Annotated in this window: 21 protein-coding genes; 19 read left to right on the top strand and 2 right to left on the bottom strand. The window is 45.5% G+C overall.

The window, feature by feature from the left end; all coding sequences use genetic code 11:
• Nucleotides 1-17 precede the first annotated feature (17 nt).
• From wecB (MCG46_RS10480) to MCG46_RS10450, 7 genes are all read left to right on the top strand, one after another.
• Nucleotides 18-1,112: a non-hydrolyzing UDP-N-acetylglucosamine 2-epimerase gene (gene wecB, locus MCG46_RS10480; RefSeq protein ID WP_240279955.1), complete on the top strand. Its 1,095-nt coding sequence runs from the start codon at nt 18-20 to the stop codon at nt 1,110-1,112.
• A gap of 1 nt (nt 1,113) precedes the next feature.
• Nucleotides 1,114-2,151, top strand: coding sequence for a polysaccharide biosynthesis protein (locus tag MCG46_RS10475; protein ID WP_240279954.1), 1,038 nt, complete (start codon nt 1,114-1,116; stop codon nt 2,149-2,151).
• Between the two features lie 159 nt (nt 2,152-2,310).
• A complete protein-coding gene (locus MCG46_RS10470; RefSeq protein WP_240279953.1) occupies nt 2,311-2,970 on the top strand; it encodes a GDSL-type esterase/lipase family protein in 660 nt (219 codons plus the stop codon).
• A 56-nt stretch (nt 2,971-3,026) separates the two neighbouring features.
• Nucleotides 3,027-4,220 (top strand): non-hydrolyzing UDP-N-acetylglucosamine 2-epimerase, encoded by a 1,194-nt coding sequence (wecB, locus tag MCG46_RS10465; protein WP_275890968.1) that lies wholly within the window; start codon nt 3,027-3,029, stop codon nt 4,218-4,220.
• A 46-nt stretch (nt 4,221-4,266) separates the two neighbouring features.
• Nucleotides 4,267-5,463, top strand: a complete 1,197-nt coding sequence (locus tag MCG46_RS10460) for an NAD-dependent epimerase/dehydratase family protein (RefSeq protein WP_240279952.1) — start codon at nt 4,267-4,269, stop codon at nt 5,461-5,463.
• A 215-nt stretch (nt 5,464-5,678) separates the two neighbouring features.
• The gene (locus MCG46_RS10455) at nt 5,679-6,353 is read left to right on the top strand and encodes a hypothetical protein (RefSeq protein WP_240279951.1); all 675 of its coding nucleotides are present in this window, start codon (nt 5,679-5,681) and stop codon (nt 6,351-6,353) included.
• A 195-nt stretch (nt 6,354-6,548) separates the two neighbouring features.
• Nucleotides 6,549-7,421 carry a GH25 family lysozyme gene (locus MCG46_RS10450; protein ID WP_240279950.1) on the top strand — a complete coding sequence of 291 codons (873 nt, stop codon included), beginning with the start codon at nt 6,549-6,551 and terminating at the stop codon, nt 7,419-7,421.
• A 30-nt stretch (nt 7,422-7,451) separates the two neighbouring features.
• On the opposite strand, the gene MCG46_RS10445 is transcribed toward MCG46_RS10450, so the two are convergent.
• Complete coding sequence (locus MCG46_RS10445) at nt 7,452-7,706, bottom strand: TfoX/Sxy family protein (RefSeq protein ID WP_240279949.1); 255 nt, start codon at nt 7,704-7,706, stop codon at nt 7,452-7,454.
• 96 nt (nt 7,707-7,802) lie between these two features.
• Nucleotides 7,803-8,405: a 30S ribosomal protein S4 gene (gene rpsD / locus MCG46_RS10440; RefSeq protein WP_020223710.1), complete on the bottom strand. Its 603-nt coding sequence runs from the start codon at nt 8,403-8,405 to the stop codon at nt 7,803-7,805.
• A 342-nt stretch (nt 8,406-8,747) separates the two neighbouring features.
• Between rpsD and MCG46_RS10435 the strand changes: the two genes are divergently transcribed.
• The 12 genes from MCG46_RS10435 to nusA all read left to right on the top strand — a co-directional run bounded on the left by MCG46_RS10435 (nt 8,748) and on the right by nusA (nt 25,282).
• Nucleotides 8,748-9,185, top strand: coding sequence for a GNAT family N-acetyltransferase (locus MCG46_RS10435; RefSeq protein WP_240279948.1), 438 nt, complete (start codon nt 8,748-8,750; stop codon nt 9,183-9,185).
• Between the two features lie 173 nt (nt 9,186-9,358).
• Nucleotides 9,359-11,089, top strand: a complete 1,731-nt coding sequence (locus MCG46_RS10430) for a septation ring formation regulator EzrA (protein WP_240279947.1) — start codon at nt 9,359-9,361, stop codon at nt 11,087-11,089.
• Complete coding sequence (locus tag MCG46_RS10425; protein WP_240279946.1) at nt 11,070-12,230, top strand: cysteine desulfurase family protein; 1,161 nt, start codon at nt 11,070-11,072, stop codon at nt 12,228-12,230. Before MCG46_RS10430 ends, MCG46_RS10425 begins: the two co-directional genes overlap by 20 nt.
• A complete protein-coding gene (gene thiI / locus MCG46_RS10420) occupies nt 12,211-13,407 on the top strand; it encodes a tRNA uracil 4-sulfurtransferase ThiI (protein WP_240279945.1) in 1,197 nt (398 codons plus the stop codon). The genes MCG46_RS10425 and thiI overlap by 20 nt, the downstream gene beginning before the upstream one ends.
• A 135-nt stretch (nt 13,408-13,542) precedes the next feature.
• Nucleotides 13,543-14,187, top strand: a complete 645-nt coding sequence (locus tag MCG46_RS10415) for a hypothetical protein (protein ID WP_240279944.1) — start codon at nt 13,543-13,545, stop codon at nt 14,185-14,187.
• A 232-nt stretch (nt 14,188-14,419) separates the two neighbouring features.
• Nucleotides 14,420-16,339 (top strand): BglG family transcription antiterminator, encoded by a 1,920-nt coding sequence (locus MCG46_RS10410; RefSeq protein ID WP_240279943.1) that lies wholly within the window; start codon nt 14,420-14,422, stop codon nt 16,337-16,339.
• A gap of 28 nt (nt 16,340-16,367) precedes the next feature.
• Complete coding sequence (locus tag MCG46_RS10405) at nt 16,368-16,646, top strand: PTS sugar transporter subunit IIB (protein WP_240279942.1); 279 nt, start codon at nt 16,368-16,370, stop codon at nt 16,644-16,646.
• Between the two features lie 20 nt (nt 16,647-16,666).
• Complete coding sequence (locus tag MCG46_RS10400) at nt 16,667-17,926, top strand: PTS ascorbate transporter subunit IIC (protein WP_240279941.1); 1,260 nt, start codon at nt 16,667-16,669, stop codon at nt 17,924-17,926.
• A gap of 236 nt (nt 17,927-18,162) precedes the next feature.
• Entirely contained in the window at nt 18,163-22,518 is a 4,356-nt protein-coding gene (locus tag MCG46_RS10395; protein WP_240279940.1) for a PolC-type DNA polymerase III, read from the top strand.
• 102 nt (nt 22,519-22,620) lie between these two features.
• A complete protein-coding gene (locus MCG46_RS10390) occupies nt 22,621-22,947 on the top strand; it encodes a hypothetical protein (protein ID WP_240279939.1) in 327 nt (108 codons plus the stop codon).
• A gap of 127 nt (nt 22,948-23,074) precedes the next feature.
• The gene (rimP, locus tag MCG46_RS10385) at nt 23,075-23,545 is read left to right on the top strand and encodes a ribosome maturation factor RimP (protein ID WP_020223702.1); all 471 of its coding nucleotides are present in this window, start codon (nt 23,075-23,077) and stop codon (nt 23,543-23,545) included.
• 21 nt (nt 23,546-23,566) lie between these two features.
• Nucleotides 23,567-25,282 (top strand): transcription termination factor NusA, encoded by a 1,716-nt coding sequence (gene nusA / locus MCG46_RS10380; protein WP_240279938.1) that lies wholly within the window; start codon nt 23,567-23,569, stop codon nt 25,280-25,282.
• Nucleotides 25,283-25,303 lie beyond the last annotated feature (21 nt).

Genomic DNA, 25,303 nt, shown 5'->3' with positions numbered 1-25,303 from the left:
AAAAGAGATGTAATAAAATGAAAAAAATAATGCTTGTCTTTGGTACAAGACCCGAAGCAATAAAGATGTGTCCTCTTGTCAATGAGCTCAAGACACGAGAAAACTTAAAAACAGTGGTCTGTGTAACAGGACAGCACCGACAGATGCTTGACCAGGTTCTGGAGACATTCCACGTGGTGCCGGACTACGACCTATCTATCATGAAGGACAAGCAAACTCTGTTTGATATAACTACAAACATTCTAAATCAAATCGGAGCAGTGCTTGATGAGGTAAAGCCCGATGTAGTTTTGGTTCATGGCGATACTAGCACCACATTTGTGACTGCACTGGCTTGTTTCTATAAGAAGATTGATTTAGGGCATGTGGAAGCTGGACTTCGCACTTATGATATCTATAGTCCGTATCCAGAAGAATTCAATCGGCAGGTTGTTGGTATTGTTGCAAAGTATAATTTCTCTCCTACTGAACTTTCCAAAGAGAATTTGCTGAGGGAAGGAAAGAAAGCAGAAAGTATCCATGTGACTGGTAACACGGCAATCGATGCGCTTAAAACGACAGTCCGCAACGACTATAGTCACCCAGAACTTAATTGGGCAAAAGGTAGCAGGTTAATTGTAATCACCGCACACCGTCGAGAAAATCTTGGCGAACCGATGCAACATATGTTCCGTGCAATTCGACGTATTATGGACGAGCATCCAGATGTTAAAGCAATTTATCCAATCCACATGAATCCTCTTGTGCGTGAAGCTGCAAAACAGGAGTTGGGTGGATGTGATAGAATACATATCATCGAACCGTTGGAGGTTTTAGACTTTCACAATCTGCTTAGCCGGAGCTATATGATTCTCACAGACAGCGGCGGAATACAGGAGGAAGCTCCGTCCTTAGGAAAGCCTGTGCTTGTTATGCGTGACACTACCGAGAGACCAGAAGGTATCAAGGCAGGTACATTGAAGTTGGTCGGGACGGATGAACAGATGATTTATGATAATTTCAAGCTATTGCTTGAAGACAAGAGTGCATACGACATAATGAGTAAAGCTAGTAACCCATACGGTGATGGCTTCGCTTGTAAGAGAATAGCAGATATATTGGAGGATTATTAAAATGGGGCTTTTTACGAATAAAACACTTTTAATTACGGGGGGAACTGGGTCTTTTGGTAATGCAGTTCTTAATCGCTTCCTTAAGACTGATATAGGAGAAATTCGTATTTTCTCAAGAGATGAAAAGAAACAGGATGATATGCGGCATGATTTTCAGGTAAAGTTTCCAGAAGTAGCTGATAAGATCAAATTCTATATCGGAGATGTGAGAGAACTGCAGTCTGTTAAAAATGCTATGCATAGTGTGGACTTTATTTTCCACGCAGCTGCACTTAAACAGGTGCCTTCTTGTGAGTTCTTCCCGATGGAGGCAGTGCGTACAAATATTATAGGAACGGATAATGTATTAACTGCAGCAATTGCTGAGAATGTGGAGTGTGTAATTTGTCTCTCGACCGATAAAGCGGCATACCCAGTGAACGCCATGGGAACATCCAAAGCAATGGAAGAAAAGGTTGCGGTTGCAAGAAGCCGAGATTCAAGAAAAACAAAAATATGTTGTACCAGATATGGTAATGTAATGTGTTCACGTGGTTCCGTTATTCCTCTGTGGATTGAACAGATCAGAAACGGCAATCCAATCACACTTACGGAACCGAATATGACAAGATTCATCATGAGTCTAGATGAAGCAGTGGATTTGGTTTTGTTCGCATTTGAACACGGAGAGAATGGTGATATTCTCGTCCAGAAAGCACCGGCTTGCACCATCAGGACACAGGCAGAAGCAGTATGTGAACTCTTCGGTGGAAAGAAGGAAGATATCAAAGTGATCGGGATTCGTCATGGTGAAAAAATGTATGAGACATTACTTACCAATGAGGAATGCGAGCATGCAGTGGATATGGGGAATTTTTACCGTGTTCCAGCTGATAAGCGTGGCTTGAATTACGATAAATTCTTTACACAGGGCGAGGCAGACAGGAACCACTTGACGGAGTTCAACTCAAATAACGCTCTGCATTTGACTGTGGAACAGACGAAAGAGAAGATCGCTTCATTGCAATATATTCAAGACGAATTGGCCAAAGGAATATAGTAAACAAAATATAAAGAATTGCGTGGATAAGAATGCAAGGAAAACGAGGAAGAATAATATGAATAAAAAGCTAAATTCACAGATCGGGGGGGGGGGTACTCGTCACGGTCTGAGATAGCATGCTTAAAACGTCAACAATCCCAATGGAAATTGTTGTTTATGATTAGCACGGTACTACTATTGTGTATATCAATTGCGTTTATTGCTATTGGGTGGATTAACTATGGTGACCGTGTGCTCAAGAAATTCGGCTTAGCAGAGTATGAAATGCCTTTGCGTGAGCAGAATATTATACTTGGATGGAATAAATCTCTGAATGGTTATACTGCAGATATTGTTTTTTTCGGAGATTCAATCACGTATTTAGGGGATTGGGGGAAATATTATGAGGATCTTAATGTTTGTAACCTTTCAGTTTCAGGGGATACCATTATAAATGCGACATACAGAGCGACCATGGTTGAAAAGTTAAATCCAAAGAAGATATTTATTATGATAGGCGTTAATAACCTTGATGAGGTCAATGAATATAGCGAATTGCTTGCGCCTTTTTTAGCAATTCCAGATGTAGAGATATATGTACAAAGTATACTTCCGGTAAGAAGCCCATCTAAAATCAGCAATCAGAAAATAGAAAATGCAAATATAATTATTCAGGGCATATCCGAAGAGTACGGATGCATTTATATCAATCTCCATAATGCGTTTTCTGATATAAACGGGGAACTGCGACAGGAATTCAGCAAAGATGGTATCCATATTAATGAAAAAGGATATGAACTTTGGACAACACTGATTAATGAATATGTCTATGAATAAAAATAACCTTTCACATGATATAATAAATCACATAAGAAGCAAAAGTGAGGTAGAATATGGATATAAAATATAACATGACTTTCCGGAACATCAACTGGAAAAACAACGGTAAACTGAAACTCTTGATCATCGTTGGCACACGTCCGGAAATTATCCGTCTTGCTGCTGTTATCAATAAGACACGTAAGTATTTCGATACAATTCTTGCTCATACTGGTCAAAACTACGACTATAACCTCAATGGTGTGTTCTTTAAGGATCTTAAGCTTGTTGATCCGGATGTGTATTTGAATGCTGTTGGTGAGGATTTAGGAGAAACTTGTGGCAATATCATTGCTCAAAGTTACAAGCTGATGGTGGCGATCAAGCCTGATGCAGTATTGGTGCTTGGAGATACAAACAGCTGCTTATCTGTCATCGGCGCTAAGCGTCTGCATATTCCGATCTTTCATATGGAAGCCGGAAACAGATGTAAAGATGAATGTCTTCCAGAAGAAACGAATCGTAGAATTGTTGACATTATCTCTGATGTGAATATGGCTTATTCCGAGCATGCCCGTCGTTATCTTGCTGAGTGTGGACTTCCAAAAGAAAGAACATATGTTACAGGTTCTCCTATGGCAGAAGTACTACACAACAATCTGGCAGAGATTGAAGCATCAGATATCCATGATCGTCTAGGTCTTGAAAAAGGAAAGTATATTCTCTTGTCTGCTCACCGTGAGGAAAACATCGATACAGAGAAAAATTTCTTTAGTCTCTTCAATGCTATCAATAAGATGGCAGAAAAGTATGATATGCCTATTCTTTATTCTTGCCACCCTCGTAGTAAAAAGAGAATTGAAACCAGTGGATTCCAGCTAGACCCACGTGTAATCCAACATGAACCTCTCGGCTTCCATGACTACAATTGTTTGCAGATGAATGCTTTCGTAGTCGTATCTGACAGCGGAACACTGCCTGAGGAAAGTTCTTTCTTCACCAGTATCGGTCATCCATTCCCAGCAGTATGTATTCGTACATCTACAGAGCGTCCTGAGGCATTGGACAAGGCCTGTTTTATTCTTTCTGGGATTGATGAAAGAGGTCTTTTGCAGTCTGTGGACACGGCAGTGGAGATGAATAAAGCGGGTGATTATGGTATTCCTGTGCCAGACTATATCGAAGAAAACGTGAGTTCCAAGGTTATTAAGATCATTCAGAGCTATGTCGGGGTTGTTAATAAGATGGTTTGGAGAAAAGATGTGTAATTGAACGTCATTATATTGTTATGAAATAAAGATGGGGGAAACCAAGATGAATATCTTAGTAACAGGATCCAAGGGCATGGTGGGAACCGCCCTTGTAAACAATCTCAAAAATATTAGAGACGGTAAAAACAAGACACGTTCCAAAATCAAAATTGAGGAAATCTATGAGTATGATATCAATTCCACCGCTGAGGAACTTGTTACATATTGTCAGAAAGCTGATTTTGTCTTTAATCTGGCAGGTGTAAATCGTCCAGAGAATCCGGAAGATTTTATGAAAGGAAACTTTGGCTTTGCATCAGATTTGCTCGATAACCTCAAAAAGTATAAGAATAAGGCAACGATCATGTTATCCTCGTCCATTCAGGCGACCTTAGCTGGTCGTTTTGGTAATTCCGAATACGGGCGTTCTAAAAAAGTAGGAGAAGAGCTGTTCTTCGATTACGCTAAGCAGACTCGTGCAAAGGTAGCAGTCTATCGTTTTCCAAACTTAATGGGACATTCCAGACCTAAATACAATTCTGCAGTGTCTACTTTCTGCTGGGCAGTGGCCAATGATGAGGAGTTTACGGTTAGCGACAGAAACACCGAATTGGAACTACTTTATATTGATGATCTTGTTGAAGGGATGTTTGACCTTCTAGAAGGTAAAGAAGTCCATTGTGAGTTTGAGGGTGTGGAGACAGTTTTGCAGGAAGGTGGAAGATATTGCTGTGTACCTGTAACGCATAAGGTAACGCTTGGAGAAATTGTGGACTTGCTGCAACAGTTTAAAGAGCAGCCGACCACACTTATGATGCCCAAGATGCCAGAAGGCACCTTTGCAAAGAAACTCTACAGTCTTTATCTCACGTATCTGCCAACCGATAAATTCAAATATGCTTTGAAGATGAATGTGGATGACCGTGGAAGTTTTACTGAATTGGTACATACAGAAGACTGTGGTCAGGTCAGCATTAACATCAGCCGTCCTGGAATTACCAAAGGGCAACACTGGCACAACAGTAAATGGGAATTGTTTATTGTGGTTGCGGGACATGGATTGATTCAAGAACGCAATATTAATACAGGCGAGACCGTGGAATTCGAAGTAAGTGGAGACAAAATTGAAGCGGTTCATATGATTCCTGGGTGGACACATAATATTATCAATCTCAGTGAGACAGAAAATCTTGTAACGGTGATGACCTGCAATGAGATTTTCAATCCGAATAGACCGGATACATTCTTTGAGGTTGTGTGATAATCTGTTTGTGATAGCTTTTGAGAGAAATAGTAAAAAATAGGTTTCTAAACAGAATATACAGAAGAGGCAGATTATAGAAACCTAAGAGCTAATGTGTTATACTTGCAAAGATAAATAGTTTCAATAAAAAAGTGGCAAAAAGAATGTAGTTTTACAGGAGTGGAAATGCTCCTGTGATGCTTATTATCATATAGATTGAAACGAGAATGGGGATGAATCTGGTGGCAAGATCAAAAGAGAGAAACTATGATCCAGCGAAAGTGATGCAGGAGCTTTTAGATACCGTGGTTTCTATATATGGTGCATCGCAACCGCATCCATCGCTTGGAGTTATTGCGGATGAATTGGAACTTAATCCGATAAAGGTTCGGAAACTTCTGATTACCGCAGGGGTGTATGAATCAGAGATTGCAGATAGGGTGAATGAATACCATAGGGAGGGGAAGTCAGTAGAAGAAATCATATTGCTTACGGGTCTGTCGAGAGCCTCTGTTCATTCTTATCTTCCCTACAGTAAAATGGTTTATAAAGCAAATGAGATTTCGATGACTGCACAGCGGATCAGAAAATATCGCAAGAGGGAGAAGGTAGTTAAAGTGCTATGTGAAAACATGACAGTAGAGAACTTATGGAATGCGCTGATCACTTTTGAAGATTACCCGTTTTATACTGCAAAGGGATTGAAGTTTACATACTATATAAAAGGCGGGGAACTTTTTGTGAGCCGGAAAGAGAAGTCGATTACAAAAGCTACAGTGGAACTGGCATTTGAAAAAGCGATAGAATTGGAAGGAAAGGTTAGTGGTCCGAAAAAGTTAGGGGTGTTTGGTGCGAGTTATCTTTATCCTGTATTAGTGAGATTTGGGATAATAAGGATAGAAGGGTAAATGTGAATTACGGAGTGCCTTTTAAACTTTTTTGATTGGCAATGAACGATTTATTTGTATTTTATTCTTATTTGTCCGAACTTGGCCTAATTTGCTTAGAAAGATACAATATTACCCTGGGAACTTGCGCTAGTGCTCCTCCTTTCCTCAGAATAGGATAGATTGCCGGAGAGTCCGGCAGAAAGGAGGACAATCATGAAAGTGATCGATATCAGCCAACACAACGGAGATGTGGATTTTCGCCAAGTTCGAGCTTCCGGGGTTGAGGCTGTGATGCTGCGGTCAAGCTGGGGGCATTTTGTTGAGGATCTGCGGTTTCGAGAAAATGTTCGGAAGTGCAATGATGCGGGCTTACCCTATGGCCTTTATCATTACAGCTATGCTCTGAACGAATCAGAAATGATGCGTGAAGCTGAAGGCTTGATTGCACTGGCAAGGCAGTTTTCGCCGCGCATGCCTGTGGCCCTGGATATGGAAGATGCCGATGGGTATAAAGAACGCAACGGAACGCTTTACAACAAAGCTCTGAACACAGAAATCTGCCACTATACATGCCAACGGGTTGAAGAAGCGGGATTTTATCCCATGGTTTATGCCAATCTCGATTGGTTTCGCAATAAACTGATTTTAAGTCAGCTGGATCGTTATGATCGCTGGCTGGCGCAATGGAATACCAATGGGCCTTCGCTGCCCTGCGGCATGTGGCAATATACAAGCAATGGATCTGTACCCGGCGTACCTGGACGATGTGATCTGAATAATGCGTATAAAAACTATCCTGTGATTATTGGCGAGAATGAAGAGGGGGGACAGAATATTCAGTGGATTAATCCGTATGTGACAGTTCAGGTTGTGCGCGGTGTCGGCAGCCGTAATATCTATTATGTGCGCAATGCTGTCATTTCAGGAACTGTGATTGCCGAGTTGAAGCCCGGAGAGAGTTTGCCTGTGGACATGATCAGCGCCACCGTTTTATCCGATGGGTTTAAATGGATCAAAGTCGATCTGGGACAAGGGGTTGTTGGCTATATGCAGGTGGATCTGGATTACCTGCGGTTCTTAATTTAAAAAGCGAATCCCGAAAGATTCGCAGGATGCCTATTTGTAAACAGAAAAGAAATCTTTGAGCTCGGCCTTTTTATCAGGGCTGAGCTCTGTTTTTTTAATCCCTTCCACAGCGCCTTCCAAAGCAGTTAACCGATGCAGACAAGCGGAAGGATCAACGGCACGAATCTTCAGCCAGGCCTGTTGTGCCCCAAGCTCCTTTAATTCATCTGCCGTCATGATCCCTACTTCATTTAACTGACGTTCTAATTCCTTGCCGATATTCGGTAATTTTGATAACTCACCCATGTTCTGCCTTCTTTCTTTGCTTTCAGTGTAGCTGAACTAGGCGCGGAAAACAAGCAGGAACACAAAAAAAGCCTTGCAATGAAGGCTTTCCTTGACTTATCGGTTGTAGTATTCGACAACCAGCAGTTCGTTGATTTCCTGATTCAGTTCGTTTCGTTCCGGCAGGCGCACATAAGTGCCTTTTTTGTTTTCCTTATCGACCGTAACGAAAGCGACCGTGTTCAGCGTGGCTTCCAGCGCATCAGCGATGCAAGCCATCGACTTTGACTTTTCTTTCACTTCAACCGTGGAACCCGGCTTTACTGTGAAGGAAGGGATGTCGACTTTCTTGCCGTTAACCAGGATATGACCATGGTTAACTAACTGACGGGCAGCCCGGCGAGTTCTGGCGAAGCCCATGCGGTAAACGATGTTATCCAGACGGGATTCCAGCAGGCACAGGAAGTTGTGACCCTTAACGCCAGCCATCTTTTCAGCCTTAACGTAAGTGTTGGCGAACTGACGTTCATTAACACCATACATGTTTCTGATTCTCTGCTTTTCACGCAGCTGAGTTCCGTAGTTGCTCAGCTTAATGCGCTTTGTCGGTCCATGCTGACCTGGCGCATAAGTGCGGCGCTGCAGTTCCTCGCCTGTTTCCAGGATCGAGAAGCCCAGACGACGGGAAATTTTCCAAACTGGTCCAGTATTTCTTGCCATTTTAATTCCTCCTTGTGTGTTTTATGGCACATAAAACAACAACAGGTACAAATCATTGACGCAGGGTGTTGGTAGACAGCAGTTTCGCTTGAAGCAGCAAGTTACTTCTGCTCTGGATTGGAGTCCAGTACCAACGCCGATTGCGCAACTTTGTAAGCTGCTATTATTAAACGCTAGGTAAGTATAGCAGACTTGGCGGCTTTCTGTCAATTGAAAAATGAAATAATTCCCTTTATCTAAAGGCGTTTTGTACAATTGGAAGTTGCATTGTGAAGCTTGACCTGATTATAATGAAAAAAGAAAGTAAATTGCAGCAATAGAGGAAGGAAAGCAGGCAGGAAGATGAAGTTTACTGAAATTGAACCTCAGAATTACAGGCAGGCTTGTGCGTTAAGCGTAAAGCCCCAACAGCAAGGATATTTGAGCAGTGCACCGATGATTTTAGCCCGAGCTTATGCTTTTCGGCAGCAGAACAGTCAAGTATGGCTGATCGAAGAGGAGGAAGAAGCGGTTGGCATCATCATGATTCGCGAAGCCGATCAAGGTCAAACGATCGTGTTGGATCAGTTCTTCATTGATCAATGTTTTCAAGGCAGAGGCTATGGGCGAAGCGCGATGGAACAACTGCTCCAGAAACTGCGAAAGTCGAAGGCCAAGCAAATTGTTTTGTGTTGTCGGGAAGCTGATCAGATCGCGCAGAGGTTGTATCGGTCGCTGGGCTTTGTGGAAACAGGTGAACGGGATGAGGATGAAATTCTGTTTTCGCTTAACTGGGATTGAAATCTGTGATGGCTTGTTTTTTGACAGGACACGGAACGGAAACCAAAGGTTTAAAATAGTAAAGTAAGGGTGAATTCGTAAAAATCGACGTCAGGAAGTTATCAAAAAGCGATATTTTAACCTATGAGAGTTTGTCGCTTTATGATAAAATAAGAACTAAGAGGTGGTATGCGTTGGAGAAGGTATTGGAAATTCTGACACGGAAAGAAGTGATCATCGCAATGGTGGTCATTCTTGTTATATTTATAATCTGGTTTATCGTAAGAAAAGTAAAGATTAAAAATTGCAAGGCACAGCTGTCGGAATTGGAAGTTCGTTACAATTCGATTAAAAGTGTTCCGCTGCCGTTTAAGCTGAATAAAGCGGTGGCGATTGCCCGCGTTAATCAGGAAACGATGACGCAGGTCACGCACTGCAAGGATGACTTTGAACTGGCGCAGGCAAATTTAAAGCAAATTGCCCAGATGCTGGCCGATACGGAAGATATGATTTTAGTCGGCAAGCTGAAGGATGCCCGGATTAATCTGGATGATCTGGACAACATGATGGAGCTGGGTGAAGAACAGGTTCATCAGCTGGAAGCCTTCCTCGATAAGATTCTGGAAAAAGAAACCGCGCAGCGGGCGGAAGTTACGCAGATGAAAGAAGAATTCCGCACTTTGAAGCTGCAGGCGCAGGAAAAGAGCGCGCAGCTCTCATTCTGCTGGGAAACGATTGAAAATCGGATTGCCGCCACGGAGAAGATGTTCTCCGCTTTTGAGGAATGGATGTATGCTTCTGAATTTGAGAAAGCCTCAGATGAACTGGAAGAAATCCGTGAAGCGCTGGAGGACCTGAGCGATATCATCAACAATCTGCCGCAGCTGCTTCAGGAAGCTCGTGGACTGATTCCGAATTTGATCGACGAAGTTTCGCGCAGCTACTCGATGCAGAAACAAAAAGGTGTGTATTTACATCATTTGGAGGTGCCGCGCAATCTGGAAGTGATCAGCGAAACACTGAAAGAAGATCTCGCAGCCCTGAAGCAGGGAACTGCGGTGCATATTCGTGCACATCTGGATGAAGATAAAAAACGGCTCAGCCAGCTGCTGGCACAGATTGAAAAAGAAGGCCAGAGTTATGATGAAATGCGTCAGGCTGAGGAAAAAGCGGAAAAGACTGTAACGCAGCTGAAGGAAAACAGTCAGTATGTCCGCCAGCTGGTAGCGAAAGTTTCAGTGCGGTTTGGGATTGAAGATCTCAGTGATCAGATTCGGGTGCGCGAACAGCGGATTATTGAAATTGAAGACATGCGCGTCAAGATCATGCAGATGATCAAGGGTAATTCCGTTCCGGCTTCTACGATTCTAATTTCATTAAAAGAACTGCAGCAGGAAGGGGAAGCGGTACTGACTGAAGTCAATCAGCTGAAAGCCCGGCTGGACAGCGCCTGCAGCGATGAGGCCCGCGGCAAGAAACAGCTGCTGAAGCTGCAGCTGATCATGAATGAGATGCAGGTGAAAATCCGCAAGAACAAACTGCCGGCGATTTCCGCCACCTACGAAGGGGATTTGGCACGGGCAGTCGAATATGTCCGCTCCATTGAAGATCTGTTGACGGATACACCGCTGAATGTACAGCTGATGAATGCCACGCTCAATGATGCGATCGATTATATTTACAAGCTCTACAACAACGTCAACAACCTTGTTGCGATGGCGATTATGGTTGAGAATACGATTGTTTTCGGAAACAAATACCGTTCCACCTATCCGGATATTGACTCGGAACTGACCCGTGCCGAACTGTGCTTCCGCAATGGCGAATACACCCAGGCATTGACTGTGGCGCTGGCGACGATTGAAAGAATCCATCCGGGTTCGTATGAGAAGCTGATAAAGGAGAATGCGCAAAGTGCTGCCTGAGAATGCCATTTATTTTGATAATGCCAGTACGACACCGGTGCATCCGGAAGTCCGCAGGCTGGTTAATTCGCTGTTGGAAACCTCATTTGCCAACAGCGAATCTCTGTATGACGAGGGCATGGAAATTTATCGTCTGATGGAAAAGAGCCGTTCACAAATTGCTTCGCTGTTGAAAGTTCAGCCGCAGGAAATTCTGTTTACCAGCGGGGCCAGTGAGGCCAACAACATGGCGATCAAGGGCGCGGCGTTTGCGGCATTAGGCAAAAAGAATCATCTGATTACCACCAAGGTTGAGCATTCCAGCGTAACCAATGCCATGCATCAGCTGGAGGAGGTATTTGGTTTTGAAGTCACATGGCTGGATGTGGATGAACGCGGCATTGTTCGGCTGGATCAGTTAAAACAGGCGCTGAGCGAAAAAACAGCGTTAGTTTCGATTATGGCGGTCAACAATGAAGTTGGCAGTGTCATGCCGCTGGAAGAGATAAAACAAATTGTGAAAAAAAACAGTCATGCACTGCTGCATATCGACTGCGTTCAGGCGTTGAAGCGCATTGATCTCGATCTCAGTCAGGTCGATCTGGCCAGTTTTTCTGCCCATAAGATTGAAGGGCTGAAGGGCAGCGGAATGCTGATGAAAAAGCAGCATGTCAATCTGGTGCCGATCATCAGCGGCGGTCAGCAGGAACAGGGACTGCGTGGGGGAACGGCCAATTCGGTAGCCAATATTGCTTTGGCCAAGACACTGCGATTAGCTTTGGAAGAACAGGTTCATTACCGCGAAGTGACAGGCCGGCTGAATAAGCGGATGCGCGAAGGGTTGGCGCAGCTGCCTGAAATCGAGGTGAACAGTCCGATGGATGGGGTTGGCGCGATCTTAAACTTTTCATGTAAAACGATTCCTTCGGAAGTCATGATGAATGCGCTGAACAGCCGGAACATCTGTGTTTCTGCCCAGAGCACCTGTTCCAGCAAGTCAAAAACACCTTCTCACGTCTTAATGGCAATGGGGTTGAGCGAACAGCGCGCTTTATCCAGTATTCGCTGCAGTTTTTCCAGCCGCAACACGCCGGAAGAAGTCGATCGATTTCTGCGGGAACTCAAGGAGATACTACATAAATATGGAACACATTCAATATGATCACATTTTAGTGCGCTATGGCGAACTGTCGACGAAAGGAAAAAACCGTAAGGATTTTATCAAAAAGCTGACGGATAACATTCGAGCTTCGTTGAGCGCTTATGACAAACTGACCTATGAACGGACCTTTGACCGGTTGTATATCCATCTTCATGGAACCCAGCCGGAGGAAATCTGTACGATTCTGAAAGAGATTTTCGGTCTGAGCTCGTTTTCACTTTGTCTGAAAATCCGGTCTGACCTGGATGCGATTGTTGAAACCGGCTTTCAGGTTGCGATGGAGCGGGGGCAGGGGACGTTCAAGATCGAAACCCGCCGTCATGACAAGAAATTTCCGCTGATCAGTGATCAGATCAATCGCGCAGTCGCAACGAAAATCCTAAAAGAAAGCGAAATGAAGGTGGATGTTCATCATCCGGATCTGCGGATTGGCATTGAAGTCCGTGAGGAATTCACTTACGTTATGGCTGATACCGTCAAAGGGGCGGGCGGCTATCCGGTAGGCATGGGCGGCAAAGCGCTGTTAATGCTTTCAGGCGGAATCGATTCACCCGTCGCCGGCTATTTAACGATGAAGCGCGGTGTCGAAATCGAATGTATTCACTATGCTTCCCCGCCGTATACTTCCAGCAGCGCTCAGAAGAAAGTGCTGGATCTGGCCGGAATCATTTCCAAATATCAAGGCCGCATCAAAGTCCACATCATCCCGTTTACCGATCTGCAGCTGGCGATTTACAAGCATTGTGATGAAAGCTATGCGATCACCATTATGCGCCGGATGATGTATCGGATTGCACAGCGAGTGGCTCAGAAATATAAATGTCTGGCGATCGTCAACGGAGAAAGCATCGGTCAGGTAGCCTCGCAGACACTGGAAAGCATGCAGACGATCAACCAGGTCATCGAGATGCCAGTCATCCGGCCGGTGGTCACCTATGATAAGCTGGAGATCATTGACCTTGCCCGCCGTATCAATACCTATGAAACATCGATCCTGCCGTTTGAGGACTGCTGCACCATTTTTACACCGAAAAATCCGGTGACAAAACCGCATCCTGAGAAAGCGGAGAAAATGGAAGCCGGCTGGGATTTTGAAACCTTAATCGATGAATGCATTGAAAAAATGGAAACTGTTATTGTAACGCCGACAACGTCCCAGGAAGATGATTTATTTTAAAAATAGAAGCTGAAACCAAACCGGGAATCTGAAAAAGAATCCCGGTTTTTTCCATTTCTTCCCAAAGGGTAAAATTTATTTCTTTGAATGCTGAAAGATCAATTCAGCCATACTGTTAGTGAGGTGAGAAAAATGATGGATTATCGTAAGCGGGATTATCAGTGTCCTTCCCGAAAAAGTCAGAATGATTACAAGTATGAGCTGGCTTATGAGTTAGGCGCTGATTACCAGGAAGCTCTGGTCGAACGCAAGAGCGAGTATCTTCAACATGTGAAGCAAAAAGAAAATTGCAAGCATGCCACCGAATTTGGACAGGAGATGGAAATCATGAACAATCAGAACAACCAGTACAGCCAGAACAACAACGACCGTCAGCATCAGTCTGATCGTCAGAACAACCAGAACAACCAGAACAACAGCCGTCAGAACAGCCAGTATCGTTCTGAATTCTCGCAGGAAAACCAATTCCAGCAGAACAGCAACGATCGTCAGCGTCAGTCTGATCGCGAAAACAACCAGAACAACAGCCGTCAGAACAACCAGTATCGTTCTGAATTCTCGCAGGAAAACCAGTTCCAGCAGAACAGCAGCGATCGTCAGCACCAGTCCGATCGTGAAAACAACCAGAGCAACAGCCGTCAGAACAATCAGTACCGCTCTGAATTCTCGCAGGAAAACCAGTTCCAGCAGAACAACAGCGATCGTCAGCATCAGTCTGACCGCCAGCACCAGTCTGATCGTCAGAACAGCCAGAACAGCAGCCGTCAGAACAACAAATAAATTTTCATCTTTTCGTCGAAGGGGCGGCTATTCCGCCCTTTTTCTTTGGATAAAAAGAGGGTTATGATACAACTAAAAATAAAAATTATAATCATCATACCTTTAAATTTAAGTTAGGATGTCAATGAGAGAATCGATTATTATTTATCTGTGCAAACATTTTTTTGATTGTGCAAGAAGCCAGCCTTGTCTCGTTATAATAAATAAGAAATAATCAAAGAGAGGAGAAGTCATGAAGAAAAGACAAAGTGAACTTATCCACAGGATTCTGCAGTCCCCGGGACTTTCCTTTGATACCGTGGTAAAACAACTCGGTGTTTCCAAGCGTACACTCTATTACGATATCGAAGAGATTAACTATCTGCTTCGCAATTGTGCTCAATTAAAGAAAGTAAAAGGTCAGCTTGTGCTTGTAGGTGATCTTCAGCGGATTCGCCAAGTCATTGCTGATCAAACGCAAGATTTTTCTGAAAGTCAGGAAAAACTGGAATTCATACTCTATAAAATTTTGAATGAGGATTTTCCACGGCTGGAACAAATGGAACAAAAGCTTCAGATCAGTCATGCAACGATGACCCATTTTATGAGTGAACTACGTCTACAGCTGCAAAGTCAGAAAATTGAACTGCGCTATGATGGACAACGTTATCAAATTGACGGCAATGAAAATCAGATTCGTGACCGTTTTATCTATTGCCTGTATAACGATAACAACTTGATTAATCGAATCAGCGGTGAGATTCTCACGTTTAATCAGAAAAATCAGCTGGGCTTAGCCGATTATTCATTAGCAATGCTTTCGGCAATGCTGCGATTTGTGCGCTTGCGGAGTGTTCAGGGTAAACGAATTCAAAGAAATTGGACACAGGAAACAAAGGAGTTTGCCTATCGGAATTCAGTGGCTGAAGATCTGAAAATCACTGATCCTTGGGAAGCTGCTTATCTGACCGCTTTTATCAGTTCTTTGACAACGTTAAAAGCGAATGACAAATTAACGATTATAGATCAGGGGGTGATGCGGCTGATTACCTGTTTTGAAACCCGCATGGCCGTCGTCATTGAAGATCGCGAAGCGATTCGCCGCAGTATTAAACAACATCTGCTTGCTTCCTATTATCGGATACAATTTCAGTTTCCGATCCGCAATTTCTGTCTGGAGGAAATAAAACTACGTTATTTTGAGCTGTTTACCATGATCCGGGCAATTTTGGAGGATGAACAGATTTTCCCTGAGTTCAAGGGTATCCGTGAAGAAGAAATAGCCTTTCTTACAGCGTATTTCGGCGGTGTCCTGCACAGTCAGGAAAAACATCGGCGGCTGCGCAATCGGATTGTGTTGGTGTGTCCTCAGGGGTTAATGGTTTCACAGATGTTGCAGATCCAGATTGAACAAAACATTCCGCTCATTGATATTGTTGATATTGTTTCGCTGCAAAAGTTATCTCAGCTTACGGCTGAGGTGGATTATATTGTTTCAACAATGCCGCTTGAAGGATTGGATGGAAAACTGCTTCAGGTTAATCCGCTGCTGAATCGTCAGGATGTCTGTTTGTTAATGGAAAAATGCATTGGGATTGTGATGCCGGAAAACAGGCCGGCGATTCAGTCGTTAATCCAGGTGATCGAAAAATATTGCAAGATTCACAACCGGGCAGCATTGATCCGGGAATTAGAAACATTACTCTATAAACAAAAGGAGGTAAAGAAAAATCCTATGCTTAAGGAACTGATCACATCGAATAAGATCCGCGTTTTGGATCATGTTGACAGCTGGCAGACGGCGATCGCTGAGGCAGCTTTACCCTTAGTGGAAGATGGATCTGTTGATCCGCAGTATATTCAGGAAATGATCGCTTCAATTGAAAAATATGGCCCTTATATTGTCTTGGCTGATCGGTTTGCTTTGCCGCATGCCAGTGGTGCGAAGCATGTGCATCGGTTGGGAATGGCGATCCTCAGTGTGAAGAAAGCTGTGGATTTGTTAGGTAAACCCGTCAATCTGTTTGCGGTTTTAGCCACGGTAGACAGCACTTCGCATATCCGGGCGCTGGCTGAACTGACAGAGATTCTGTATGATCAGGCTAATATTGAAAAATTATGTCAGGGCAGTGCTGAAGAGATCTTGCGATTGATCCAGCAGGATCAATCTTAGATAAAGCTTGAAAAAGGAGGTGAAAAACATGAAATTTGTTGCTGTATGTGGCTTTGGGGTAGGATCCAGTTTGATTTTGGCAATGAGTTTGCAAAAAGTGGCAGATAAATTGGGCCTTGATGCGGAAGTCGAAAATACAGATCTGACCTCTGCGCACAGTGTTGACTGTGATGCCATTTTTACAAGTCCGCAGCTGCAGCCAGAATTATCTCAAAGCGTTTCTGTTCCCGTCTATGCTGTCAGCCGCTATATGGATTTAGCAGAAGTGGAAACACAGGTGAAACAGTTTCTAAATCAGAGAAAGTAAGCTGAAAGGGGGCTTATAAAATGGAACTGATGAATTTTATCATTAACAGCATTTTCCGCAATCCGCCAGTGCTTTTGGGGTTGATCGCGGCTTTGGGCCTGGCGCTTCAAAAAAAGCCGTTTGGTACAATTGTAAAAGGCGCGCTGATGACAGCCTTTGGTATGGTTATTCTCAATACCGGTGTATCAATGCTGGTTCAATCCATTCTTCCGATCAATACGGCTTTTCAGTCTTTGAATGGAGTGGTGGTTGAAGGGCTAAATGATGCAACGTTTACGGCATCGTTTGGCGGGGATATCGGCATGGCGATGTTTGTCGGCATGATCCTGCATCTGCTGATTGCCCGGTTTACACCGGTAAAAACAATCTTTTTAACTGGACATATGTTGTGGTGGTTCCCGTTTATCTTCGTCGCTGCTGGTGTTGAAGGGGGTCTGCGGGGGATGCCATTGATCCTGTTTGCAGCGATCTGCTCAGCATTATATTGGTCTTTAATGCCGTGGGCACTCAAGAAATATACGTTTGCGGTCACTAAGGATGACAGCTTTCTGCTGGGACATCCAACCGGATATCTCGGCTTAATTTCAGGATTTGTTGCATCTAAAGTCGGCAACAAAGAAAAATCAACCGAGGATATCAAAATTCCAAAGGCCTTGTCTTTCTTCAGTGAAATTTCGATTACCGGCTGCTTGGTTATCTTTGTTATGTTTGTAATCGTTGGCTTAACGATTCCGACGATGTTGGGTGAAGGGGAAAATATCGTGGTTGTGGCGATTGCCCAAGGTTTAAATTATGGCGCTGGCTTGATTCTGCTGCTGCAGGGCGTGCGGATGTTAATCAGTCAGATTGTACCAGCCTTCAAAGGTATCTCAGAAAAGGTTGTACCGAATGCCATCCCGGCTTACGATTGCCCAATGCTTTTCACGTATAAGCCTAATGCTGTACTGATTGGATTTGTTGTCGCAATGATTACCTCAACGGTTTTGATTCTGATCTGCAATGCGACTCAGGTTTTCGGAATTATGCTTGTTCCGCTTGTCATTACTTCTTTCTTTGAATGCGGTACAGCAGCGATCTTGGGTGAAGGCCAGGGTGGATTGCGCGGTGCGGTGATCGGCACGTTTGTTGCGGCAGCCGTCATGGTTGTCATGGTTGGTTTTTCCGCATTGGCGTATTCACATACGATTGCCAACTGGATGCTGATCAATGCCGGTAATGATTTCTCGCTGTTTGGCATGTTGGCAAAAGCAATAGCTTCATTATTAGGTGGAATTTTCTAGTCTGTACGTATTCTAATTTTAATCAAAGATCGGCTTCTGCGGAAGTCGATTTTTGTTATGACCGATGATGATACTGTTCAGTTGTATTGAAGTGCAGAAACGGTAAAAGAAATAAACAGTTGGGAGTGAACGAAATGGATTTTCATTTCGTGTGACAAGGATGAAAGATATTTTCAATTCTATTTCAGGGTGAAAAATGTTAGAATGATACCCAGGAACAGGATGGAGATGCGCTGATGGGAACAATTGAATTAAAAGAAACGCTAAGCAAAGCCCGAATTGAAGGCTTGGACAATACTTATTTTGAACAGGGAAAAATAACACATTGTAAATTTATTACGGCGAAAAAGAAAGTCGTGTTGGACATGCAGCTGCCGAAGACGCTGCCGCTGGAACAGCTGCTGTGTTTTAATCATGGACTGGTTCAGTTGATCGGCTGCCCGGTTGAGCTGCGGATCAGCGCGGATGTCTGCGATCTGGATTCCGGTGAAATGCTGAAATACTGTAAGTTTTACAGCGAGCATTCCCGCTATGGACATGTTCTGAAGGATGCGATTCCGACCGTGAAGGATCGGATCGTGGATTGCCTGTTTACCGATGAAGCGCTGAAGCAGCAGGCTCAGTCCTGTCGGGAAGAACTCGATCACTTTATGCAGAACGTCGGCATCACCTATGATTTTGAGTTTTCCTGCCGTACTGCCAGCTTTACGCAAATTGAGGTCAAAATGCCGAAAGAAGCACCGAAGCCGCAGTCGAATCCTTCGGTTTCGCAGGATAAGCCCAAATACCGTTCGCGCCGCACCAAAATGGAAGATTATCCGGTGCTCACCTTAAAAGAAATGACCGATGAAATTCAAAATGTTCAGTTTGTCGGAACGATCTTTGAAAAGGATTCGATTACGATCAAGAAGACTGGCAACGAAATTCAGACACTGTATGTTAAGGATAATGACGATGCGATTACCTGCAAGCGGTTCGAGAGCGCCCGTTGTCCCAAGGAGAAACTCAACGAAGTGAGTGTTGGGGACCTTGTCCGGGTCTATGGATCGGTCCGCTACGATTCTTTTTCCAAGGAGCTGGTTTTCTTTCCTGACGATATCGTCAAAATGGAGAAGAAGGAAGCGGAGCAGGATACCGCTGAGGTGAAGCGGGTAGAGCTGCATTGCCATACCAACAAATCAGAAATGGACGGCGTCTGCGAAGTCGAAGAACTAGTTACGCAGGCGTTTAAGTGGGGACATCGTGCGATTGCGATCACGGATCATATGGCCTGTCAGGCTTTCCCGAAAGCGCAAAGCTGTGCGGCAAGGCTTTTGAAAGGCGATAAGGAACGCGAATTTAAAATCCTCTATGGCGTTGAGATGAACATGGTCGATGAGTTCTTGACGATTGTCCGCAATCCCCGCGAGGATTCACTGAGCGATACGGCGTATGTCGTCTATGACTTGGAAACCACAGGTTTGTCCTGCAGTTTTGATCACATTATCGAATTCGGTGCGGTCGTCATCGAACGCGGTGAGATTAAAGAAACCAAACAGCTGTTCGTCAAACCGCCGGTGCCGATCAATGCCTTTATCTCAGAAAAGACCAACATTACCAATGAAGACGTAGCCAACGCGAAATCGTTTGCCGAAGTGGCACGGGAGCTGGTCGATTTTATCGGCGACAAAGTGCTGGTTGCGCATAACGCGACCTTTGACTACAATTTCCTCAATGAAGAACTCAAACGGATCGGCATGGCGCCGCTGACCAATCCTGTTGTTGATACGCTGGATCTGGCGCGGGCGCTGCATTCTGACCGGCGCAGCTATCGCTTAGGCAACATCGCTCGGCATTACCGGATTACCTATGATGAGGAAGTCGCGCACCGTGCCGACTATGATGCTGATGTCTTGTCCAGCGTGTTCATGCTGATGATCAAGGAATGCAAAGACCGCGGCGCGAAAACTGTGGCGGATTTGCAGAATCTTCAGGATAAGAAGGCATTTGTCAAGGTTATGAAGCGGCATGTCAATGTGATTGCCAAAAACCAGGCCGGACTTAAGGATCTGTTCAAGCTGGTCACGTTGTCGAATACCGATTATCTGGCGGTCTTCGGCAAGGCCAATTCCAAAAGCAGCGGGGAAGAATTCCTGGCTGAACCGCGGATTCTGCGGCGCTGCATTCAGGATCTGCGTGAAAATCTTCTGATCGGCTCTGCCTGCTATAACGGCGAGGTGTTTGAGCTGGCGGCCAACCGCAATCAACAGGATCTGGAAGCTGCGATTGCTTTCTATGACTACATTGAGATTCAGCCTCTGGAAAATTACCGGCCGTTGGTGGAATCGCATTCCCTGCCGGATACCGAACGGCTGAAGCAGGTGCTGATGCGGATTATCCGAACCGCAAAGAAGCTGAACAAGCCGGTGGTGGCAACCGGCGACGTGCACTATTGCAAACAGGAAGAAAAGATCCTGCGCGACATTTACATTCAGACGCAGGGGATCGGCGGTGTCCGTCATCCGCTGTATATCTATGATAAGGAACGAAGAATGCGCACGATTTCGCCGGATCAGCACTTTCTGACGACCAACCAGATGCTCAAGGCGTTCGACTGGCTCCAGGATCGTCAGCTGGCGTATGAAATGGTTGTGGAAGCACCGAATGCGCTGGCGGATCAGGTTGAGAAAGTCCTGCCGGTGCATGATCGGCTGTATACACCAGTCATCGAGGGCTCAGAAGAAAAACTGAAAACAATCTGTTATGAAAACGCGCATAAAACCTATGGCGAAATTCTGCCTGAAATCGTGGAAAAGCGCCTGGAACGTGAACTGAATTCGATTATCGGCAATGGATTCGCGGTTATTTACTATATTTCACATCTGCTGGTCAAGAAGTCCAATGAAGATGGCTATCTGGTCGGCTCGCGAGGATCGGTCGGCTCCTCCTTTGTCGCGACGATGTCGGGAATTACCGAGGTCAATCCTCTGATTCCGCACTATGTCTGTCCGGATTGCCAGCATTCAGAATTCATCACTGATGGTTCGGTCAAATCCGGTTTTGACCTGCCGGCTAAGAAATGTCCGAAGTGCGGTGCAGAAATGATCGTCAATGGTCATGATATTGCCTTTGAAACCTTCCTGGGCTTTGAAGGCGATAAAGTTCCGGATATCGACTTGAACTTTTCAGGCGAATATCAGGATAAGGCGCATGCCTTTACCAAGACCGTCTTCGGCGAGGATCACGTCTTCCGCGCCGGTACGATCGGCACCGTAGCTCAGAAAACCGCTTTCGGTTATGTCAGCGGCTATGCTGAGGAAATGGGCTTGGAAAATATGCGGCAGGCCCAGCGGCTGCGTCTGGCCAACGGCTGCGAAGGGGTGAAGCGGACGACCGGTCAGCATCCTGGCGGCATCATTGTCATCCCAAGCACAATGGACGTCTATGATTTTACCCCGGTACAGTATCCGGCCAATAACCCCGATTCAGAATGGAAGACCACACACTTCGATTTCCATGATATTCACGATAATGTGTTAAAATTTGATATCCTCGGCCATGTCGATCCAACCGCGATGCGCTTACTGCAGAATATTTCCGGGATTGATCCGACAACGATTCCAATGAATGATCCGGAAACGATGTCGATCTTCAATTCCGTTGATGCGCTGAAAGCCGATCCACGGGTGTATGGCGAACAGACCGGGGCAGTCGGGCTGCCGGAATTCGGTACGAAATTCGTGCGCGGTATTCTGGAGCTGACCCGGCCGAGCACGTTCTCTGAGCTGTTAAGAATTTCCGGTCTGTCGCATGGAACCGACGTATGGCTGAACAACGCGAAGGATTTGATTGACGGCGGACTGACGCTGCATGACGTTATCGGCTGCCGTGACGATATCATGACGTATCTGATTGAAAAAGGGATGCCGAAAAAAGATTCGTTCTTCATCATGGAAAGCGTCCGTAAGGGCAAGGGCTTAAAACCGGAATGGATTGAAATGATGAAGGAAAACAATGTGCCGCAGTGGTATATTGACAGCTGCCTGAAGATCAAGTATCTGTTCCCGAAGGCGCATGCCGTTGCCTATGTTATGATGGCCATCCGCATCGCCTGGTTTAAGGTGCATCATCCCTATTGGTATTATGTGGCTTTCTTCACGCTGCGCTGCGATGCCTATGAAATCGAAACGATGATCAAAGGCATGGATGCCATTAAACGGCGGATGGATGAGATTCAGGCGATGAAAGCGAATCCGGAAACGAAGCGGCAGGTAACCAAGAAGGATGAAGATCTGTACTCGATGTTTGAGGCCTGTCTGGAAATGTACGCCCGCGGTTATCGTTTCTCCAATATTGATATTGATAAATCGCTGGCGACGGAATTCCGCGTGCTGCCGGAGGATCTCAAAACGATTATCCCGCCGTTTACAACGGTCGATGGGTTGGGCGCCAACGTGGCCAAGTCGATTGTCGAAGCCCGCAAACAGGGCGAGTTCTTATCTAAAGAAGATCTGATCAACCGCACGCAGCTCTCCCAGACGCTGATGCGGAAGCTGGAGGTCTTGGGAACGCTGGAAGGCATGCAGGAAGAAAACCAGCTGAGTTTGTTTTAGCTTCTTGAGCTTCCAGTGAATTGATGAAGTAATCCGCCTGCGGGCGGATTTTCCTGTTATAATAGAACTAGGAAGTTCGTTGTAAAAAAGGAAGCGGTCGCTATGAAAATTGAATGCCCTGTCTGTCATGAAGAAATATCAGCTTCCCAGCTCACGGAAGTCCGCGAATTTGACTGCCCGCATTGTCATTACCGAATTGAAATGGATCCGTTTGCGGCTTCACTGATGCAGCTGTTTCCAGTGGCGGCACTGATCCTGTTCATCCCTGTGTTTACGATCCTTAAACTATTTTTGCCGGAACAGACCTTGGTGATCGTATTTTTGGTCATCTTTTGTGTCGGTGCCCGGCTGCATTGGAGTTTATGGATTCTGCGGTATTTAGGACTGCTGAAATTTCGCCGGAAAGTCGATGACGAGCACAAACTATAACAAAAAGACCCGACAGATTTGCGAAAAGGCTTGATTTTTATACCATTTTTGTGTATAGTTGAGATGCATAAAGAAACAGCAGGAGTGGTGAAAACCACTCCTTCATTCGTGTTATAAGGAGAGAAAAATGGAACAGTTGGAAAACATCAAGACGTTGATTCTGCCTGTCCTGGACTCCCTTGGCATTCAGCTTTACGATCTGAAATGGGTGAATGAGAAAAAATCCCGGATTCTTCAGATCGCAGTGATGAGAGCTGACGGATCTATGGACATTGATACCTGCGCTTTAGTCTCAGAGAAGATTTCTGAAGCTTTGGATGCCCATGACGATTGGATCAGCTTTGAATACTTCCTGGAGGTATGCTCACCGGGAGCCGAGCGTGAACTGCGCAATGAGGAAGAAATCCGAGGCGCTCTGGGCAAGCATGTCTTTGTCCGGTTAAAAAGTCCAGTGAAGTCGATGATGGAGATCACCGGCGATCTGCTGGAAATGAATGAAACCACCCTGACCCTTAGCTATCGCGATAAAGCCGTAACCCGCAAGGCTCAGGTGGAACTGGATCAAATTGAAAAGATCCGCCTGGCTGTAAAACTGTAAGGACTTGGAGGAGAAATCGCAATGAATTTCAAAGAATTTTTGAAGGCGATGCAGACGATCGAGGATGACCGCAAGATCACCAAGGAAATCGTCATCGCTGCGCTGCAGGAGGCTTTAGCCAAAGCCTATCGCAAACACATCGACATTCCCGACGTCTTGGTTCGGGTCGACATCAATGAAGGCAATGGACAAATCCACGTCTATCAGCAATATACTGTCGTTGACGAAGTGGAAGATGAAGAACTGGAAGTTGCTTTGGCAGAGGTCAAGGATAAGGGATATCAGCTGGGCGATTTAGTCGATCGTGAGGTCGACATCAGCCAGATCGGCCGTGCCGCGGCCTTGCTGGCGAAGAATGTGATGAAGCAGAAGATCCGTGAAGCGGAAAAACAGGCGGTTTATGATGAATACATCGATCAGCTGGACGAGATGGTCACCGGCATGATCGAATCCGTGGAAGAAAAGTTTGTTGTTGTTAACCTCGGCAAAACGATGGCGCTGATGCCGCGGGCAGCCCAGATTCCAGGCGAACGCTACATTGAAGGTCAGAGCATCCGCGTCGTCATCACTGAATGCAACAAGGATACCAAGGGCGCCCAAGTGCTGGTTTCGCGTTCGGACGCCAAGCTGGTCAAGCGCCTGTTTGAAAAAGAAGTCCCGGAAATTTATCAGGGTGTCGTCGAGATCAAGGCGATTGCCCGAGAAGCCGGCGAACGGACCAAAATGGCTGTCTGGTCCAACAATCCGGACGTTGACGCGATCGGCGCCTGCATCGGCCCGCGCGGAAACCGGGTTCAGGTTGTCATTGATGAGCTGAAGGGTGAAAAGATTGATATCTTTGAATGGAGCGACAACATCAGCGAGCTGATTAAAAACGCATTGGCTCCGGCTCAGATTCTGGCAGTGCTGCCAACCGAGGATAAGCGTTCTCTGTTAGTCATCGTTGAAGACAACCAATTGTCCCTGGCGATCGGCAAGAAGGGCAAAAACGCCCGCTTGGCGGTGAAGCTGACCGGCATGCGGATTGATATCAAGACCGCCGGTGAGATTGAAGAACAGGGCATCGACTGGAAGACGATGATGCTGCAGTTTGCGGCTGAGGAACAGAAGCGACTGGCTGAACAGCGGATGGCAAAGCAGCTGGAAGAAATCGAAGTTGTTAGTGAGGAAGCGGAAACCGAAGCTGAAGCTGAAATTGAAACTCCAGAAGTTTCTGAAGCCATTGAAGAAGTGGAAGAAACGGTCGCAGAGCTTCAACAGGCTGAAGCTGAGCCGGAAGTGGAAGTTGAAGCTGAACCGGAAACGGTGATTGAAGAAGCTGAGATTGAAGCGGAAACGATTGACGAGTCTGCGAACGAGCCGGAGGTCAAGGCCGAGGAAGTCAAGCCGCAGGCAGAACAGCCAAAGAAAGAAGAACCTGTCCGCATCAAGCGCGAAGTTCGCGAACGCCGCGAATATGTATCCCGCTTTGAACGGTTGGCCGATCCGACACAGTCTGCCACTTCCCATACGGAAGAAAAAGCCCCGCTGCGCCGGCGCCGGAATGTGCGTGAGGATGACCGCAAGCTGCGTTTAAAAGATCTGAAGAAGGATAAGGATTACGAATTCAAGCCAGTCTATTCGGAGGAAGAGCTGGAAGAAATTCGCCGTCAGGAAGAACTGGAAGCGCAAAACAGCTGGATTGAAGACGATATTGATTTCGATGAATTCGACGAATACTACGACGAAGAGAAATAAACCGTTGGAACGGGAGGGAGT

The organism is Holdemania massiliensis, from assembly GCF_022440805.1.
GTDB lineage: Bacteria > Bacillota_I > Bacilli_A > Erysipelotrichales > Erysipelotrichaceae > Holdemania > Holdemania massiliensis_A.
Note: the sequence above shows the minus strand (reverse complement) of the source record. Positions and strands in the feature narration are given on the sequence as shown.